This window comes from Actinomadura kijaniata NBRC 14229 (assembly GCF_001552175.1).
GTDB lineage: Bacteria > Actinomycetota > Actinomycetes > Streptosporangiales > Streptosporangiaceae > Spirillospora > Spirillospora kijaniata.
This window is the reverse complement of the sequence record NZ_BCQR01000125.1, coordinates 21046-37339: the sequence shown is the minus strand read 5'-3', so window position 1 is coordinate 37339 and position 16294 is coordinate 21046. Positions and strand designations below refer to the sequence as shown.

Sequence of the window (16294 nt, the reverse complement as noted above, 5' to 3'; positions counted from 1 at the left end):
GCCGCGCCAACGCCGCGCCAACGCCGCGCCAACGCCGCGCCAACGCCGCGCCAACGCCGCGCCAACGCCGCGCCAACGCCGCGGCGGCCCGCGACACCACCCGTTGAGATGGAGAAGGGAAGACCCATCATGTCCACTCCCACCACGGCCGAGCAGGAGAACCTGCGGTCGCGCATGCCCAACCCCCTGCGGTTCGTGCCCGAGCTGGCAGAAGTCGCCCAGGGTCTGCACCAGGCCATCCAGAACGGTCCGATCCCGCCGGCCACCATCAGCCTGATGCAGCTGCGCGCCGGGCAGATCCTGGGCAGCACCTACTTCGCCATCCGCGAGACCGCCATCCTGCGCGGGCTCGGGGAGTCAGAAGAGCGCATCACCGCCGTGGCGACCTGGCAGGACGCCACCTGCTTCACCGACGCCGAACGAATCGCCCTGGAGCTGATCGAGGCGGTCTTGACCCCCAATCCCTCCGGAGAGCGCGTCCCGGATGAGCTGTATGCCAGGGCGAGCGCGCACTACGACCACCAGGCGCTGTGGTCGCTGGTGATGGTGATCGCCCACATCGGGTTCTTCACGCCCGCCGCGCTGATCGCCAAGCCGATCCCCGGTCGGGCTCCCGGCCAGAACTACACCGACTGACCCCCTGTTCCGCGCCCGAGAAAGGCAGGCAGCATGAGCAAGTTCGCAGTGGCCGGAGGCACCGGACGGCTGGGACGCCACGTCGTCGACGTCCTGACCGAACAGGGACACCAGGTCGTTTCGATGTCCCGGGCCACCGGCGTGGACATCATCACCGGTGAGCGTCTGGCCGAAGCGCTGACCGGAGTCGAGATCATCATCGACGTCGCCTCCTGGCACGCCTCCGAGCAGGAAGCGGCGACCGAGTTCTTCCGCACCTCGGCCCGCAACCTGCACGAAGCCGGTCGGAAGGCGGGGGTCTCCCGGATCGCGGTGGCCTCCATTACCGGGGTCGACGGGGCCACCTCCGGGTTCGGCGCCGCCAAGAAGCTGCACGAGGAGCTCCACCTGTCCGAGGTCCTCCCCGTCCGTATCCTGCGGGCCGCGCAGTTCCATGAGTTCATCGGCCAGATGCTGGACTGGCAGCAGGGCGACGTCGCCTACATCCCCACCTGGCCGAGCCAGCTGGTGGCCGCCCGCACCGTCGCCGAGGAGCTGGTCGATCTGGCCATCGCCCCCGACGCGCCCTCTCCCGCAGCGCCGCTCCCCGAGATCGCCGGACCCCGCCAGCAGACCCTGGCCGAGGCGGCCCGGCTGCTGGGAGCCCGCCGGGGCATCAAGGTCGTCGGCATCGACAACCCCGATCTGCCCGATGCCGAGTACGCCGCCAACGGCGGGCTCCTGCCCGGCCCTCACGCCAAGCTCGCCGGTCCCACCTTCCAGGAATGGCTCGACGCTCAACCCTGATCCGGACAGCAGGGCGCCACCCGGGCGCATGCCCCGTTCTCGCAAGCCCACCGTTCGGGGGCTTCCGAGAACGGGGCAGCCCGTCGCCCCGCTTCCCGCCTGGGAGGCAGGGACGCCGGGCGCTCCCACTCGGCTAGTCGGCCAGCTTCCGCCGGACGATCGCAGCGCGCTCCCCGGCGTCCTGCGGCCACGACCCGGCCACCTCTCGCACCAGTTCCCGGTGCTCCTCGATCAGGTCCGGGAACGTGAGGCCGACGGCGGCCTCCACCTGGACGGGCAGGTCGCCGGAGCGCGCCGCGCGCCTCAGCACGGCGGTGACCTGCTCGACCGGCCCCAGGCCGGTCAGGGCGTTGACCGCCTGGACGCGGAGTTCCATGTCACCCGAACCGTCGAAGACCAGCCCTTCCAGCGCGGTGACGATCCCCTCGTCCGGGGTGTCCCACCGTTCCAGGCACTCCCACGCCGCGTCCACGGCGGACTCGCGGACCACAGCCGGAGCCTCGCGCCGCCGCAGCGCGGCGGCGATCGTCTCCGCGTCCTCAGGCTCACCGAGCTCGGAGAGGATGCCGAACGCGCTCGCGTGATCGGCACCGGCGGCCGACGACGGGCGCCCGAGGACGTCCCGCGCGATGGCGAGAACCTCGGCGGCGTACTCGCCGTCGTCGATGCCGAACCGCGTCAGCCCGTCCGCCAAGTGGTAGTGGTCGAGCGCGATGCCCACCGCCTCCGGCCTCCGGCTGCGCAGCAGCGTACAGAACGCGCTGCGATGGGCCTCCTCGCCGGACGGCGAACGCATCTCCCTGTGCGCCTGACCCAACTCGCCCTCCAGCTCGACCCCTTCCCAGTGGAAGCTGTGCGGACCTTCGCGGAGAGCGCTGCGCACCTCGTCGGCCGCATCGGAGCGCTCGTCGTCCGACCAGGTCCCGGCCAGACGCTCCAGCAGCGGCCGGTGAGCGTAGAAGCGGCGACCCGACGACAACGCGGCGGCCGCCTCCTGCCGCACCCGCCATTCGTCGTCCTCGGTGGCGAGGACCAGCCGCTCGGTCGCCGCAGCCTCCTGCGAGTCACGCAGCGCGCGGACCGCCTGCACGCGTTCGTGGCACTCCTCCACGCGAGCCACCAGCGCGCTCAGACGCTCATCGGGGGTCTCGGGGTCCTCGAGCAGGACGCGGGCCGCGTCCAGGGCGCGTTCCCTGAGCTCCACGTCGGGCATCCGTTCCAGAACGGCGGCGATGGCATCGGCGTCCCCGTCCTCCAACCCGAGACGCCAGAGGGCCGCCAGCGCGCTCGCGTGGTTCGCCCCTTCGATCCTCGTCCGCTCGTCCACCGGCCGGGGAGGTTGCCGGAGCAGCTCCCGGGCGACCCGGACGACCTCCTCGCCGTGATCCTCGAACGGGTTCCCGCCGACGAACCGGCTCGTCATCTCGGCGCGGTCGTAGAAGTCGAGCGCGATCCCCCGGGCGACGGTGTCGTCGCTGCGCAGCAGAGTCAGGAACCCCTGCCCGAACGCCTGCGAGGTCGTCGGCTCGTTCATCGCGTCGAAGGCGCCCTGCAACTCCGGATCGTCAAAGCGTCCTGTCCAGTACCACGACTGGAACTCCAGCAGGAACACCGTCATGAACACGGCAGGATTAGATCACCGCTGTCGGCGGGAGGCGATCGATTTCCCCGGCGGCCGAGCGGGGACGCGTGAACGAGCGCGCGGGTTCGGGCTGGTCGGGCTCTGGCCGCAGGCGGACAGGTGTGGTCCGTTCAGGGGTCCTGAGGCGTCCTTAATCAAGATCAGTTACCGTTCGGGGCGGCCCCGCGGTGCCCCGCGAGGAGAGGACCGATCATGACTCGGTTCGCACGACGCGCCCGCGTCACCGGTGCGGTGGCGCTGATGGCCTCCGGTGTGGCGGTCTGGCCCGCTTCGGCTGCGGAAACGCCGCGTTGGCGGGTCTTCCAGACGCACCGCTACGACGACACCAGCTCGTACCACGCGGTGGCGGCGAGCGGGAAGGACAACGCCTGGGTCTTCGGGGAGACCCATCCGAACGACGGACGCACGCGCCCCATCGCCCGGCGCTGGACGGGCCGCACCTGGCGCGATGTGCCCATGCCCGCGGAACTCAGGCTGCCCGCCCACGCCGGCAGCACCACGTCACCGTCCAACACGTGGGCGCTGGTCGGGATGCCCGACGGCGGCCCCACCTACGCGCTGCGCTGGGACGGCCGCGAGTGGAGCGTCTCCAACAAGTGGAACGACGGCCTGGCCAGCGACATGGTGACGTTCGGGCCGCGCGACGTGTGGGTGCTCGGCTACTCCCGCGCGGGCGCGGGCATCGGCACCTGGCACTTCGACGGCGGCACCTGGAAGCGGGCCAACGTCGGCAAACTGCTGCCGCACCGTCTCAGCGCCGTCTCGGCCAAGGACATCTGGGCCGTCGGAGCCAAGCAGAACACCGGCTGCGGCGACCGCACGATCGCGCACTTCAACGGCACGGCCTGGAAGGAGGTCCGCGTAGGGAAGGTGCTGCCTCCCGACATCCCGCAGCCCGAGACCGGCGGCTCCTACCAGTGCGTCTTCCTGCGTGACGTCGCGGCACTCTCCAAGAAGGACGTGTGGGTGACGGGCGAGGTGCTTCGTTCGGACGGGGAGAAGGACACCTACGAATCCCTCCTGCTCCGGTGGGACGGCCGCAAGTGGCGGCGCGTGAACATGCCGAACGGCCGGACCCCGGAACGGATGGTGTCCGACGGGCGCGGTGGCCTGTGGTTCATCGGCGGTGAGTCCGCGAACGACCCCGAAGGGGCCGGCACCCCTCTGCTGCACCGCACGGCGAGCGGCGTATGGAGCACGACCCGGATCGATACCCGGGGACGGACCGCCCGGGTCAGCGACCTCATCCTGATCCCGAGAACGCGATCGCTCTGGGGCGCCGGTCGCGTCGACACGTCCGACACCTACGACGCCACCGTCTACCGCCTGGGCTGAGGGAGGGGCGGTGCGGCGTTCGGCGTCCGTGTCCGTTCTCGCCGGGTGATCAGTGACCGAGATGGCAGGGGCTCCAGTCCGTTGTGGTTCGTGGACGCGAACCGCAACGGGCGCAGCCGAGTGTCGCGGCCGAACGGATCGGCGGCGTCCCACCGGGTGTTCGGCGAGTGCTTCGTCACATTGGGCGCTCTCGGTGCGGGGGCGGGCGGGGCGCGCCGGAAGCCCGTCCTTGGAGATCTTGGCAGGTCGCATGCCGAAAACCGGGCGGCTCGCATCCGGCCCGGACCGATCTCCCTGACCTGCGCGGAAGGGAATTTCCGCAGGTCGAAGGTGGTCCGGTGGTGGTCCAAAGATTGATCTTGCACTTTTCCTATTTAATCTGTAGGAAATATAGACAAGCGCCCCGGTCCGTTGCCCCTCCCAACCCTGGAGTCGTCATGGGCCACGTTGTCCGCACCACCCGTCGAGAACTGTCCGCCGAGCACATCAGGGCCGTCCTCAAAAAGGAGGCCCTGGTCGTCCAGATCAAGGGATTCCTGCGTCCCGAGGCTCTGGAGATCGCCCGTGAGCAGCTGTTCGACCACGCCGAGCGCGGCGAGCTGAGCCAGGCCGCGGAGTTCGGCCGGGTCGGGTTCGCCTACTCGGAGATCGGCGACGAGGCGTCCCGCCGTGCGTACCACGAGCGGGCGCTGCCCAACATCCACCGGCTGCGCGAGCTGTTCGCGCCCTACCTGTCGCCCACCGACGAGCTGCGGCTGCTGCTGGACGAGATCTGGCCGCAGGGCGCCAACCTCCTGCACGTCGACGGCGCGAAGTGCTTCGTCGGCATCGCCCGCTACCAGGACAAGGACGTCGACCTCAACCCCCACACCGACGCCCTCGAACGCAACCTGCCGCCCGACCACCAGAGCGACCTTCAGGCGCAGCTTTCGGTGAACGTCTACGTCAACATCCCCGACGAGGGCGGCGAGCTCGAACTGTGGGGCATCGAGCCGACCGAGGACGAGTACCGGACGCTCGTCGGCGACCGCGCCTACGGCATCGACCGCGACAAGGTGTCCGACCCGGTCGCGGTCGTCAAGCCCGAGGCGGGCGACCTCATCCTGCTCAACCCCCGGCTCATCCACGCCGTCCGCCCGTCGCAGGACTCCTCCCGCATCACGATCGGGCACTTCATCGGCTACCTCGGCGAAGAGCGTCCGCTCGCGCTGTGGAGCTGACCCCGGAAACCGCATCTGAGCTCGGAAAGGACGGAACAGTGACCGCGGTCATCCGATCGAAGGCCTCGTTCGGCAAGGTCGGGCAGGAACACGACTTCACCGGCACCCGCGCGGTGCTGCTGGTCAGCGTGGGCCAGCGCTACCACGAGGGGGACAAGCTCCAGGCGACGATCGACCTGGTCAACCGCTCGGGCATCGAGCACCTGACCGTCGCCGTCGCCGACGCGTTGCAGCGCCACAACTACACCGACCTCCCCGAGGACGTCGCCTACGCCTACGCGCTGCGCGCCGGAGACGAGTGGCTGGAACGCAACAGCGAGATCCTCGGCGGCCTGCTGGTCCCCAGTGACGTGCTGCGCTGGCACACGACGCTCACCGACGAGCGCTACAAGGCGCTGCGCGAGCGGGTGGAGAACGAGTACGCGGGCAACCCCGGCTACCGGGCCGCCGTGGACGCCACCATCGGGCGGTTCACCGACCGGCTCCGCCAGCGCGACCCGGACGCCGACGTCGAGGCGGCGTTCCACCGTTCGTGGGTCTACCTGATGGAGGAGTGCCCGGTGATCATGCCGCTGTGGGCGCAGGACGGCCATGACTTCGTCATCTACCCGCAGCCGATGACCGACGCGATGGCCAAGACCCGCGAGATCTTCGTCGAGCCGTCCCACCCCGACAAGGCCCGGTGGCTCTCGCTGAGGTTCAAGAAGCGCGCCCTGGAACCGGTGGCATGAGCGGGGTGTCCGATCGTCGTTGGTGGGCGTTCGCCGGGGTCGGCATCATCAGCTTCCTCGGGTGCGTCGACCTCACGATCGTCAACACGGCGGCGCCCGCCATCGGTGACGATCTGAAGGCCGACGTCACGCGGCTCCAGCTCGTCGTCAACGTGTTCATCGCCGCGCTGTCGGCGTTCATGGTGACGATGGGGCGGCTGGCCGACGTGCACGGCCGCCGCCGCGTGCTCTACGCCGGGACGGTGGTGTTCGGCCTGGCGTCCCTCGGCGCCGGGCTGGCCACCGACGTGTGGTGGCTGATCGGGTTCCGGTTCGTGCAGGGCGCGGCGTGCGCGGTGCTGTACACCAGCACCGGCGCGATCGTGTCGAACGCGTTCCCCGAGGCCGAGCGCGGCAAGGCGATCGGCGCGCTGTACGGCGTCAACGGGCTGGGACTGGCGATCGGCCCGGTGCTCGGCGGCCTGCTCGTCGGGTGGGCCGGCTGGCGCTGGGTGTTCTGGCTGAACGTGCCGCTGATCGCCGTCGCGCTGGCCATCTGCTTCCCCAGCGTCCGCGAGTCGCGCAGCGACGAGGGCGCCACCCGGGTCGACCGGCCGGGGCTCGCGCTGCTCACCGCCGGGCTCCCGGCCGTGGTCCTCGGGCTGTCGCTCGGCGACACCTGGGGCTGGGGGAGCCCGGCCACCCTCGGCCTGATCGGCGGGGGAGTGGCGGCACTGGCCGCGTTCGTGCTGGTGGAACGGGCCAGCGACCATCCGATCATCGATTTCGGGCTGTTCGCCGGGCCGCGCTTCGTCAGCGCGATCACCGCCGACTTCGGGCTGGCGTTCTTCTACTGCCTGGCGTTCTTCCTGATGCCGATCTACCTGACGGAGGCGCGCGGGCACACCGGCCTGGCGATCGGGCTGAGCCTGCTGCCCTGCACGGCGGTGGTGGCGGCGCTGTCCCCGGTCGTCGGGCGGCTCGCCGACCGGTGGGGGACGCGCCCGCTGCTGCTCGGCGGCTTCGCGGCGTTCGCCGTCTCGGCGCTGCTGCAGAGCGCGTTCTCGCCCGCCACCGGCCTGCCGCTGATCGTCGTGGCGTTCGCGGTGATGGGCGCGGGCTGGGCGCTGGTGCTCGGCCCGGCGACCGTCACCGCGCTGTCGGCCGTGCCCGAGCGCATGGCGGGGCTGGCGGTCGGCTCGTCCTGGACGTTCCACAACCTCGGCGGGGCGCTCGGCCTGGCCGCCGGGATGGTGCTCTACCGCGCCCACCACGACCTCACCGACGGCTACCGGGCGGCGATGTGGCTGCTCGCCGCCGTCTCCCTGCTCACCCTGGCCGCGATCGCCGCCCTCACCCGCCCCCGGGCGGCGGCCGCCGCCGTTCCCGACCGTCCCCTCCAGGAAACGAAGGGCAGTTCATGAAGCTCCGGCCCCCTCCACGGGCACTGACGGCGGCGGCGGTCGCCGCCCTCCTCGCGCTGACCGCCGCCGGGTGCGGCGGCGAGAGCCGGGCCGCCGCCGACGGGCTCACGTTCGCCAGCGACAGCGAGCCGACCTGCCTGGACCCGAACATCAGCCCGCAGGACGTGACCGCCCGGCTGTTCCGCAGCGTGTACGACTCGCTGGTCTTCCAGGACCCGCAGGGCAAGATCCACCCGTGGCTCGCCACCTCCTGGAAGGCCTCCGGTGACCTGAAGAGCTACACCTTCACCCTGCGCGACGGCGTCACCTTCCACGACGGCAGCCCGCTGGACGCCGAGGCGGTCAAGGCGACGTTCGACCGGATCGTCGCGCCCGCGACCAAGTCGCTGTACGCGGTGAACCTGCTCGGCCCCTACAAGGGCAGCACCGTGGTGGACCAGCGCACGGTGCGGGTCGAGTTCACCAAGCCGAACGCCGCGTTCCTCCAGTCGGCCAGCCAGACGTTCCTCGGCATCACCTCCGCCAGGGCCGCCAAGCAGGACCACTGCACCAGGCCGGTCGGCTCGGGCGCGTTCGCGGTGGAGGGCTACACCAAGGGCAACAGCCTGACGCTGAAGCGGAACGACGCCTACCGCTGGGGTCCGACGCAGGCCGCGCGGGGCCCGGCCAGGACGCCCAGGGTGACCGTGCGGTTCCTCCCGGAGGACTCGGTGCGCGTCGGCGCGCTGACCTCCGGGCGCGCGCAGATCGTCGCGGGCGTCCCGCCCAAGCGCGTCGCGTCCCTGCGACGGCAGGCCCAGATCGTCAAGGCCGACCTGCCGGGCGGCGTGTACGCGCTGCACCTCAACACCAGCCGCGCGCCGTTCGACGACCAGAGGATCCGGCAGGCGTTCCGGAACGCGGTCGACACCAGGCAGATCGCCGCCACCGTCTACGCCGACCAGTACAGGCCCGCGCGCGGCCCGATCGGCCCCACCACCCCGCTCTACGACCGTTCCCTCGACGGCCGCCCGGAGCCCTCCGCCGACGAGGCCGCCCGGCTGCTGGACGAGGCCGGGTACCGGACCCGCGACGCGCAGGGCTACCGCGTCAAGGACGGCGGGCGGCTGACCGTCCGGTGGGTCTTCAACAAGGAGCAGGTGCGCGAGCAACGCGACCTGGTGGCGCAGCTCGTCCAGGAGCAGGCCCGCAGGGCCGGCATCGAGCTGCGAATCGAGAACATGTCGACCGGGCAGTGGTTCGACGCCCGCGACACCGGCGCGTTCGACGTCTTCGACCGCAGCTGGGTCTCCGGCAACCCCGACATCCTGCGCAGCTTCTACGCCTCCTCGAACCACCCCGCCAAGGGCAAGGTCGGCTACAACGCCTCGTTCGCCGCCGACGAGGACCTCGACGGCTGGCTGGAGGACGCGCTCGCGACCGGCGACGAGGCCAGGCGGGCCGACCTGTACGGCAGGGTGCAGCGGGCGGTGCTGGAGCGCGGCTACCTGGTGCCGGTCTACGTCCCGGCGTCGATCGTCGCGGCCGGCCGGAAGGTCACCGGCCTCACCTTCGACGGGCAGGCGAGCCCGCTGCTGGCGGGGGTCGCGGCCGGATGATCGCGGGTGTCGTGCGCCGGGTCGTGGGCGCGATCGCCGTGCTGCTCGGCTCGGGAACGCTGGCGTTCGCCGCGCTGCGGCTGATCCCCGGCGACCCGGCCGCGACGCTGCTCGGCGGCGCGCCCGCCACCCCGGAGGCGATCGCCCGGCTCAACGACGAGCTGGGCCTGGACCGGCCGCTGCCGGTGCAGTACGCGACGTTCCTCGGCCGGGCGGCGCGCGGCGACCTCGGCTGGTCGTTCCAGTACAACGCGCCGGTCACCGAGGTGCTCGGCCAGGAGATCGGGCCGACCGCGCGGCTGACGCTGACCGCCTGCGCGCTGGCCGCGGCCGGGGCGACCGCCCTGGCGCTGCTGACCGCCGGACGCCGGGTGCCCCGCGCGGTCTCCGGCACGGTCGAGCTGGTCGGCTCCTCCACCCCCACCTTCTGGCTGGGGATCATGCTGCTCACGCTGGCCGGGTTCCGCGCCGACGGGATCTGGCTGCCCGCGCTCACCCTGGCGGTCCCGGTCGGCGCGGTGCTGGCGCAGGTGCTGCGCGACGGGCTGGAGACCGCGCTGAGCAGCCCGTTCGTGCTCACCGCCCGCACCCGGGGCGTCGCCGACCGGCGCGTGCGCCGGGCGCACGCGTTGCGTCACGCGCTGATCCCCGCGCTGACCGTCCTCGGCTGGACGGCGGGCAGCCTGCTGGCCGGGGCGGTGGTCGTGGAGTCGGTGTTCGCGCGGCCGGGCGTGGGCCGCGTCGCGGTGGAGGCCGTCATGGCCAAGGACCTGCCGGTCGTGGTGGGCGCGGTGCTGCTGGCCTCGGTCGTGTACGTCGTCGTCAACACCCTGGTCGACCTGGCGCAGCTGCTGGTCGACCCGCGTCTGAGGGAGGTGTGATGGACACCCTGCTCACGGCCGGCCGGGTGCTGCCCGGCCCGGTGGGCGAACGTGTTCCGGACGGGGCGGTCCTCGTCCGCGGCGGCCGCGTCGCGTGGGTCGGCCCCCGCGCCGAGGCCCCCGCCGAGGCGGCCGCGGTGCCGCGCCGCGACTTCCCCGGCGGCACGATCCTGCCGGGGCTGATCGACGTGCACGTCCATCTGGCGTTCGACACCGGCCCCGACCCCGCCGCGATGTTCGCGGCCGTCTCCGACGGGGAGCTGTACGAGCACATGGCGGCCCGTGCGGAGATCCTGCTGCGCGCGGGCGTCACCACGGTCCGCGACCTGGGCGACCGCAACGGCCTGGCGATCCGGCTCCGCGACGAGATCGCCGCGGGGCGGCGCCCGGGGCCGCGCGTGCTGTCGGCCGCCGCGCCGATCACCCCGCCGGACGGCCACTGCCACTTCCTCGGCGGCGAGGCCGCCACCACCGCCGACGCCCTGGAGCTGGTCCGCCGCCACGCCCGCGCCGGAGCCGACCTGGTCAAGGTGATGGCCACCGGCGGCTACCTCACCAACGGCGGCGCGCTCCCGTGGGAGGCCCAGTTCGACACCGCCGCGCTCAAGGCGATCACCGCCGAGGCGCACGGCCTCGGGCTGCGGGTCGCCGCGCACGCCCACGGGCTGGTCGGCATCCGCGCCGCGCTCGACGCGGACGTGGACACCATCGAGCACTGCGGCTGGGAGGTCGCCGGCGGCACCCGCCCCGACCCCGGCCTCATGCGCGAGCTGGCCGCCTCCGGCATCGCGGTCTGCCCGACCGTCCACCACGGCTGGCCCGGCATCGCCGCCCGCCGCGAGCCGGGCTGGCTGGAGGACAGGCTGACCGCGATCGGCCGCGCCCGCGAGCTCGGCGTGACCCTGGTCTTCGGCACCGACACCGGGGTGCGCGGCGCGGGGTTCGGCCGCGTCGCCGAGGCGTTCGCCCTGCTGGTCCGCGCGGGCCAGCCGCCCGCCGAGGTGATCGCCTCCGCCACCGTCGAGGCCGCCCGCGCCTGCGGCCTGGCGGACGTCACCGGCCGTCTCGCCCCCGGTCTGGCCGCCGACCTGCTGGTCGTGGACGGCGACCCGACCGCCGACGTCACCGCGATCGCCGCCGTCCGCCACGTGGTCGCCGCCGGTCGTCCCGCGGAGCCCGCGCCGTGACCGCCCGAAGGTGGCGCCCGGGGTTCGTGCTGGCGCTGGTCGCCGGGGCCGGGCTGCTGGCGCTGGCGGTGGCGCCCGGGGTGTTCGCGCCGTACGAGCCCTACCGGGCGGATCCGGGGGCGGCGCTCATGGGGCCGGACGGGGCGCACTGGTTCGGGACCGACCAGCTCGGGCGGGACGTGCTCGCGCGGGTCGTCCACGGCGCGCGGACCAGCCTGGCCATGGGGTTCGGGGCGACCGGGCTCGCGCTGCTGGCCGGGACGCTGGTCGGGCTCGCGGCGGCGTTGAACGGCGGGATCGTCCGCGAGGGGCTGATGCGGGCGATGGACGTGCTGCTGTCGTGCCCGGGGCTGCTGCTCGCCCTGGTGGCGGTGGCGCTGATCGGGCCGGGCACGCTGGGCGCGACGCTGGCGGTGGCCGTGGCGGCGACGCCGGAGTACGCGCGGCTGGTCAACGCGCAGGTGCGGCAGGTGCGCACGTCGGGTCATGTGGAGGCGGGCGTGGCCCTGGGGCTGCGGCCGCGCGCGCTGATCGTCCGGCACGTGCTGCCGAACGCGCTCGGCCCGGTGCTGGTGCTGGCCACGCTCGGCGTCGGCACCGCGATCCTGTACGGCGCGGCGCTCAGCTTCCTCGGGCTGGGGCCGAACCCGCCCGCCGCCGAGTGGGGCGCGCTGCTGTCGGACGGCCGCGACCATCTGGAGAGCGCCTGGTGGGTGGCGTTCTTCCCGGGCCTGGCGATCACGCTCTCGGTGATCGTGGTGAACGTCGTCGGCCGCGAGCTGAGGGGGAGGCACCTGCGATGAGCCTGCTGACCGTCGAGGGGCTGACCGTGGAGTTCGGCGGCGCGCGGGCGGTGCGCGGCGTGTCGTTCGGCGTGGGCAAGGGGGAGTGCCTGGCGATCGTCGGCGAGTCGGGCTCCGGCAAGAGCGTCACCGCGCGCAGCCTGGTCGGGCTGAGCGGCGGCCGCGTGGCGGCCGACCGGCTGGAGTTCGGGGGCGAGGATCTGCGCGGGCTGCCGGAGCGGGCCTGGCGCAGGATCCGGGGGCGCCGGATCGGGTTCGTGCTCCAGGACGCGCTCCAGGCCCTCGACCCGCTCCGGACGGTCGGGCGGGAGGTGGCCGAGCCGCTGGTCGTCCACCGGACGGTCCCGCGCCGCCGGATCCCCGACCGGGTGCGGCGGCTGCTGGAGGACGCGGGCGTCCCCGACCCCGAGCGCCGGGCCGGGCAGTACCCGCACCAGCTGTCCGGCGGGCTCCGCCAGCGCGCGCTGATCGCCTCCGCGCTCGCCGCCGAGCCGGAGCTGATCGTCGCGGACGAGCCGACGACCGCGCTGGACGTCGGCACCGCCGCGCAGGTGCTCGACCTGCTCGCCGGGCTGCGCGACCGGGGCACCGGGGTGATCCTGATCAGCCACGACCTGTCGGTGGTGGCGCGGCTGGCCGACCGCATCGCGGTGATGAAGGACGGCCTGCTGGTCGAGCAGGGGCCCGCCGGGCAGGTGCTCACCGCGCCGCGCGCCCCCTACACCCGGATGCTGCTCGACGCCGTGCCCAGCGGATACGCCGAGCCGGTCGAGGTCGGGGAACCGGTCCTGGAGGCACGGTCGGTGTCCAAGCGCTACGACGGCCGCACGGTGGTGGACGGGGTGTCGTTCGAGCTGCGGGCCGGTGAGTCGCTCGGCCTGGTCGGCGGTTCGGGCTCCGGCAAGACCACGCTGGCGCGGATCGCGCTGGGCCTGGTGGAGCCCGACGCGGGGACCGTGCTGCTGGACGGCGAGCCCTGGAGCGGCCTGCCGGAGCGGAGGCGCCGCCCGCGCCGCGCCCGCATCCAGCCCGTCCCGCAGGATCCGTACGGCGCGTTCGATCCGCGCTACACGGTCGGGAGGCTCCTGGACGAGGCGTCGCGTCTGTCCGGGGAGACCGCCACGGCCGAGGACCTCCTCCGGCAGGTCGGCCTGACCGGGGAGCTCCTCGACCGGAGGCCGCGCGACCTGTCGGGCGGGCAGCGGCAGCGGGTCGCGATCGCCCGCGCGCTGGCGCTCCGCCCGGCCGTCCTGGTGTGCGACGAGCCCACCTCGGCGCTGGACGTGTCGGTGCAGGCGGGCATCCTGGCGCTGCTGGACCGGCTGCAACGGGAACGCGGCCTGGCGCTCCTGTTCATCTCGCACGACCTGGCCGTCGTCCGCAAGGTCACCCAGCGGGTGGTCGAGCTGGCCGACGGGAGGGTGGTCGCCTCCGGGCCGACCCGCGACTGGCGCGGCGACCGGGAAACGATCCCGGAGCCACACAGAATCTGATTCGGTATGGTGCCGGGATGGAGCGAGAACGGGAAACGGACGTCTTCGACGACCTGGCCGCCGAATACCGTCAGCTCGACGCCGTGCTCGCGGGCCTGAGCCCGCGGATGTGGGCGGCGGAGTCGGCGGCCGACGGGTGGACGGTCTGCGACGTGGTCCTCCACCTGGCGCAGACCGAAGAACTCGTCCTGGCCTCCGCCGCCGGGGAACGCGAGGCGTTCAGACGGGAGGAGGGCGTTCCCCTGGACGAGCTGATGGACCGGCTGGTCGTCGCCGAGCGCGGCGCCCCGCCCGGACACGTGCTGGAACGCTGGCGCGAGGCCGCGGGCGCGACGCCCCGCGCGCTCGGCTCCCGCGCCCCGGGCGACCGCCTGGCCTGGGCCGCGGTCCCGCTGTCGGCCCGCACCCTGGCCGCGACCCGCATCGCCGAGCACTGGGCGCACGCGCTCGACATCACCGCGCCGCTGGGCATCGACTATCCCGACACCCCGCGGCTGCGGCACATCGCCCGGCTGGCCCAGCGCACGCTGCCCTACGCGTTCGCGGTGGCGGGCGAACGGGGCGGGCCGGTCCGCTGCGAGCTGACCGGCCCGGACGGCGAGACCTGGCGGTTCGGCGACCCGGACGCCCCCTCGGTGATCACCGGGCCCGCGGGCGAGTTCTGCCGGGTCGGCGCGCGCCGCCTCGCCCCCGCCGAGACGACCCTGAAGACCTCGGGACCGCACGGGGACGCGGCGCTGCGGGTCCTGCGCAACTACGCGGCCTGACGCGCGACCCGTCCGGTGAGGCGGGGCCGGAGGCGGACCTCGCCGGGCGGACCGTGCGGCGGGTCAGGCGTTGGCGGCCGCGGTGATGAGGTCGCGGGCCTGGGTGACGATCGCCCGGCGGTTGCGTTCGAACTGCGGGTCGGTGACCGTTCCGGTGCCCGGGTCGGTGTTGCCGTCGCCGAAGCGCAGCACCGGGGTGTGCAGGTGGCCGCCGGGCAGGCGGGTCAGGCCGAGGCGGTCGCGCAGCAGGGTGGCGCGGTAGGCGATCTCGTTGGACAGGTAGTTGCCGCCCGCCCCGGCGCGGGCCGTGGAGCCGGGGGTGGGGCCGTCGGGGCGGACGACCTCGGTGGTGCCCCCGGCGGGGATCTCGGTGACCTGCGTGTTGTCGATGACCTGGAACGGGCCGGTGCCCGCCCCCACCATCGCCCGGTACGGCAGGGTGGTGACCGTCCACTGCGGCTGGGCGCCGCGGACGGGGATGAGACCGGTGCTGGAGGCCCGCTCGTTGTCGGGGAAGCCGCCGCGCCAGGCGCCGTTGAAGCGCTCGACGTCGAACCGGTCGGGACGGCCCTGGCTGACGGTGGTGAACAGGTCCACGCGCGGCAGGTGGGGGCGCAGCGCGCGTTCGACCATGCCGTCGGTGAAGTCGCGCCAGCGGACCGGGAAGGTCATCGTCTCGATCCGGGCCGGGCCCCGGGAGGTGCGGACCACCGTGCCGTCCAGGGCGAGCGCGGTCGCGCCGGACGGGTTGCCGATGCGGATGTCGCGGTCGAGGGTGAACGGGTCGAACCCGGTGACCAGGATCCTGCGCATGCGGTGCGGGTAGGCGACGTCCTCCTGGCCGCGCGAGGCGCGCTCCAGCCGCGCCAGCAGCCGCGCGCGGGCCCTGTCCGACAGGGCGAACGAGGGGTTCCACCGGCGGACCGCGCGGGTCATGCCGAGCCGCGCCCAGTACAGCGGCCGGTCGTCGGCGCGGTCCAGGTCCCCGGCGGGCACGCGGCCCTGGGCGCGGTCCACGGCGCGCCGCCACAGCCGCTCGCCGTGCCGGGCGACGACGTTCTCGGCGGCCCGGTAGGACCCGGCACGCTCCAGGGCGCGGGTGAAGGAGGGCGCGGCGCCGGCGAAGCCGCTACGCCGCAGGATCTCCTGGGGAACGGCCTGGTCGAGGCGCTGTTCCTCGACGGTCGGCGGCGCGGCGGAGGCGGCGTGGGCGGGCGCCGCGAGCGCGGCCAGCGCGGCCGTCGCCCCGAGCATCGCTGTCATCCGTGCCGCCGTCATGCTCTCTCCCTCGGTCGCGTTCACAAGATCGCGGCCATTATCGGCGGGTTCGGGAGGCGGCGGAAGAGGCGGCCTCCAACGCGATGATCCCCGCCGGGATCACCAGCGCGAACTTCGCGGCCGCCGCCAGGGCCGCGCCCCGGAACGTCAGGTCGCCGGCGGTGCCCTGGTGGAGCGCGGTGAGGCCGTCCAGCAGCAGGAGGTTCTCCACGACGTCGAGCAGCGCGGCGAGGACACCGGCCGCGGCCCCGAGCCACAGGACTCCACGCCCGCGTTCGCGCCGCGCCGCGAGCAGGCACAGCGCCGCGATCGTCACCGCGTATCCGGCCAGGAACGCGAAGTCGGCGTGCAGCGCGGTCCGGTAGTCGTCCTCCCGGCCGGTGGTCAGGTGCCGGGCCGTCTCGGCGTTCCAGGCGAACTCGAAACGCAGGATCGGCAGCGTCCAGTCGGCGGTGAGCACGTACCACGCGCCGCCCGCCAGCAGGGGGACGAAGCACGCCAGGACACTCCACGTTCGCCGCATGGGCGGGTCCT

At 73.6% G+C, this 16294-nt stretch carries 15 protein-coding genes; 12 read left to right on the top strand and 3 right to left on the bottom strand.

Annotated elements, in window-relative coordinates; genetic code table 11:
* The first annotated feature begins 129 nt into the window (after positions 1-129).
* Positions 130-636 carry a carboxymuconolactone decarboxylase family protein gene (locus tag AKI01S_RS33170; protein WP_067826572.1) on the top strand — a complete coding sequence of 169 codons (507 nt, stop codon included), beginning with the start codon at positions 130-132 and terminating at the stop codon, positions 634-636.
* Positions 637-669: 33 nt separating this feature from the next.
* Positions 670-1422 (top strand): SDR family oxidoreductase, encoded by a 753-nt coding sequence (locus AKI01S_RS33165; protein ID WP_067826567.1) that lies wholly within the window; start codon positions 670-672, stop codon positions 1420-1422.
* Positions 1423-1555: 133 nt separating this feature from the next.
* Here AKI01S_RS33165 and AKI01S_RS33160 read toward each other — a convergent pair whose 3' ends face one another.
* Positions 1556-3046, bottom strand: coding sequence for a hypothetical protein (locus tag AKI01S_RS33160; RefSeq protein WP_067826560.1), 1491 nt, complete (start codon positions 3044-3046; stop codon positions 1556-1558).
* Positions 3047-3256: 210 nt separating this feature from the next.
* On the opposite strand from AKI01S_RS33160, the gene AKI01S_RS33155 reads away from it, so the two are divergent.
* From AKI01S_RS33155 to AKI01S_RS33110, 10 genes are all read left to right on the top strand, one after another.
* The gene (locus AKI01S_RS33155) at positions 3257-4399 is read left to right on the top strand and encodes a hypothetical protein (RefSeq protein WP_067826554.1); all 1143 of its coding nucleotides are present in this window, start codon (positions 3257-3259) and stop codon (positions 4397-4399) included.
* A gap of 437 nt (positions 4400-4836) precedes the next feature.
* A complete protein-coding gene (locus AKI01S_RS33150; protein WP_067826551.1) occupies positions 4837-5619 on the top strand; it encodes a 2OG-Fe(II) oxygenase in 783 nt (260 codons plus the stop codon).
* A gap of 38 nt (positions 5620-5657) precedes the next feature.
* Positions 5658-6350: a tRNA-dependent cyclodipeptide synthase gene (locus AKI01S_RS33145; protein WP_067826548.1), complete on the top strand. Its 693-nt coding sequence runs from the start codon at positions 5658-5660 to the stop codon at positions 6348-6350.
* Positions 6351-6355: 5 nt separating this feature from the next.
* A complete protein-coding gene (locus tag AKI01S_RS33140; protein ID WP_218009911.1) occupies positions 6356-7753 on the top strand; it encodes an MFS transporter in 1398 nt (465 codons plus the stop codon).
* Positions 7750-9351, top strand: a complete 1602-nt coding sequence (locus tag AKI01S_RS33135) for an ABC transporter substrate-binding protein (RefSeq protein WP_067826542.1) — start codon at positions 7750-7752, stop codon at positions 9349-9351. Before AKI01S_RS33140 ends, AKI01S_RS33135 begins: the two co-directional genes overlap by 4 nt.
* Positions 9348-10232 carry an ABC transporter permease gene (locus AKI01S_RS33130; protein ID WP_067826539.1) on the top strand — a complete coding sequence of 295 codons (885 nt, stop codon included), beginning with the start codon at positions 9348-9350 and terminating at the stop codon, positions 10230-10232. The genes AKI01S_RS33135 and AKI01S_RS33130 overlap by 4 nt, the downstream gene beginning before the upstream one ends.
* On the top strand, positions 10232-11419 hold the full coding sequence (locus tag AKI01S_RS33125; RefSeq protein WP_067826536.1) for an amidohydrolase family protein: 1188 nt from the start codon (positions 10232-10234) through the stop codon (positions 11417-11419). Before AKI01S_RS33130 ends, AKI01S_RS33125 begins: the two co-directional genes overlap by 1 nt.
* Positions 11416-12222, top strand: a complete 807-nt coding sequence (locus tag AKI01S_RS33120) for an ABC transporter permease (protein ID WP_067826534.1) — start codon at positions 11416-11418, stop codon at positions 12220-12222. Before AKI01S_RS33125 ends, AKI01S_RS33120 begins: the two co-directional genes overlap by 4 nt.
* A complete protein-coding gene (locus tag AKI01S_RS33115) occupies positions 12219-13715 on the top strand; it encodes an ATP-binding cassette domain-containing protein (RefSeq protein WP_067826532.1) in 1497 nt (498 codons plus the stop codon). The genes AKI01S_RS33120 and AKI01S_RS33115 overlap by 4 nt, the downstream gene beginning before the upstream one ends.
* 17 nt (positions 13716-13732) lie before the next feature.
* Positions 13733-14482, top strand: a complete 750-nt coding sequence (locus AKI01S_RS33110; protein ID WP_067826529.1) for a maleylpyruvate isomerase family mycothiol-dependent enzyme — start codon at positions 13733-13735, stop codon at positions 14480-14482.
* 63 nt (positions 14483-14545) lie between these two features.
* On the opposite strand, the gene AKI01S_RS33105 is transcribed toward AKI01S_RS33110, so the two are convergent.
* The gene (locus tag AKI01S_RS33105; protein ID WP_245681881.1) at positions 14546-15760 is read right to left on the bottom strand and encodes a PA0049 family protein; all 1215 of its coding nucleotides are present in this window, start codon (positions 15758-15760) and stop codon (positions 14546-14548) included.
* Positions 15761-15797: 37 nt separating this feature from the next.
* Complete coding sequence (locus tag AKI01S_RS33100) at positions 15798-16283, bottom strand: hypothetical protein (protein ID WP_067826523.1); 486 nt, start codon at positions 16281-16283, stop codon at positions 15798-15800.
* Positions 16284-16294 lie beyond the last annotated feature (11 nt).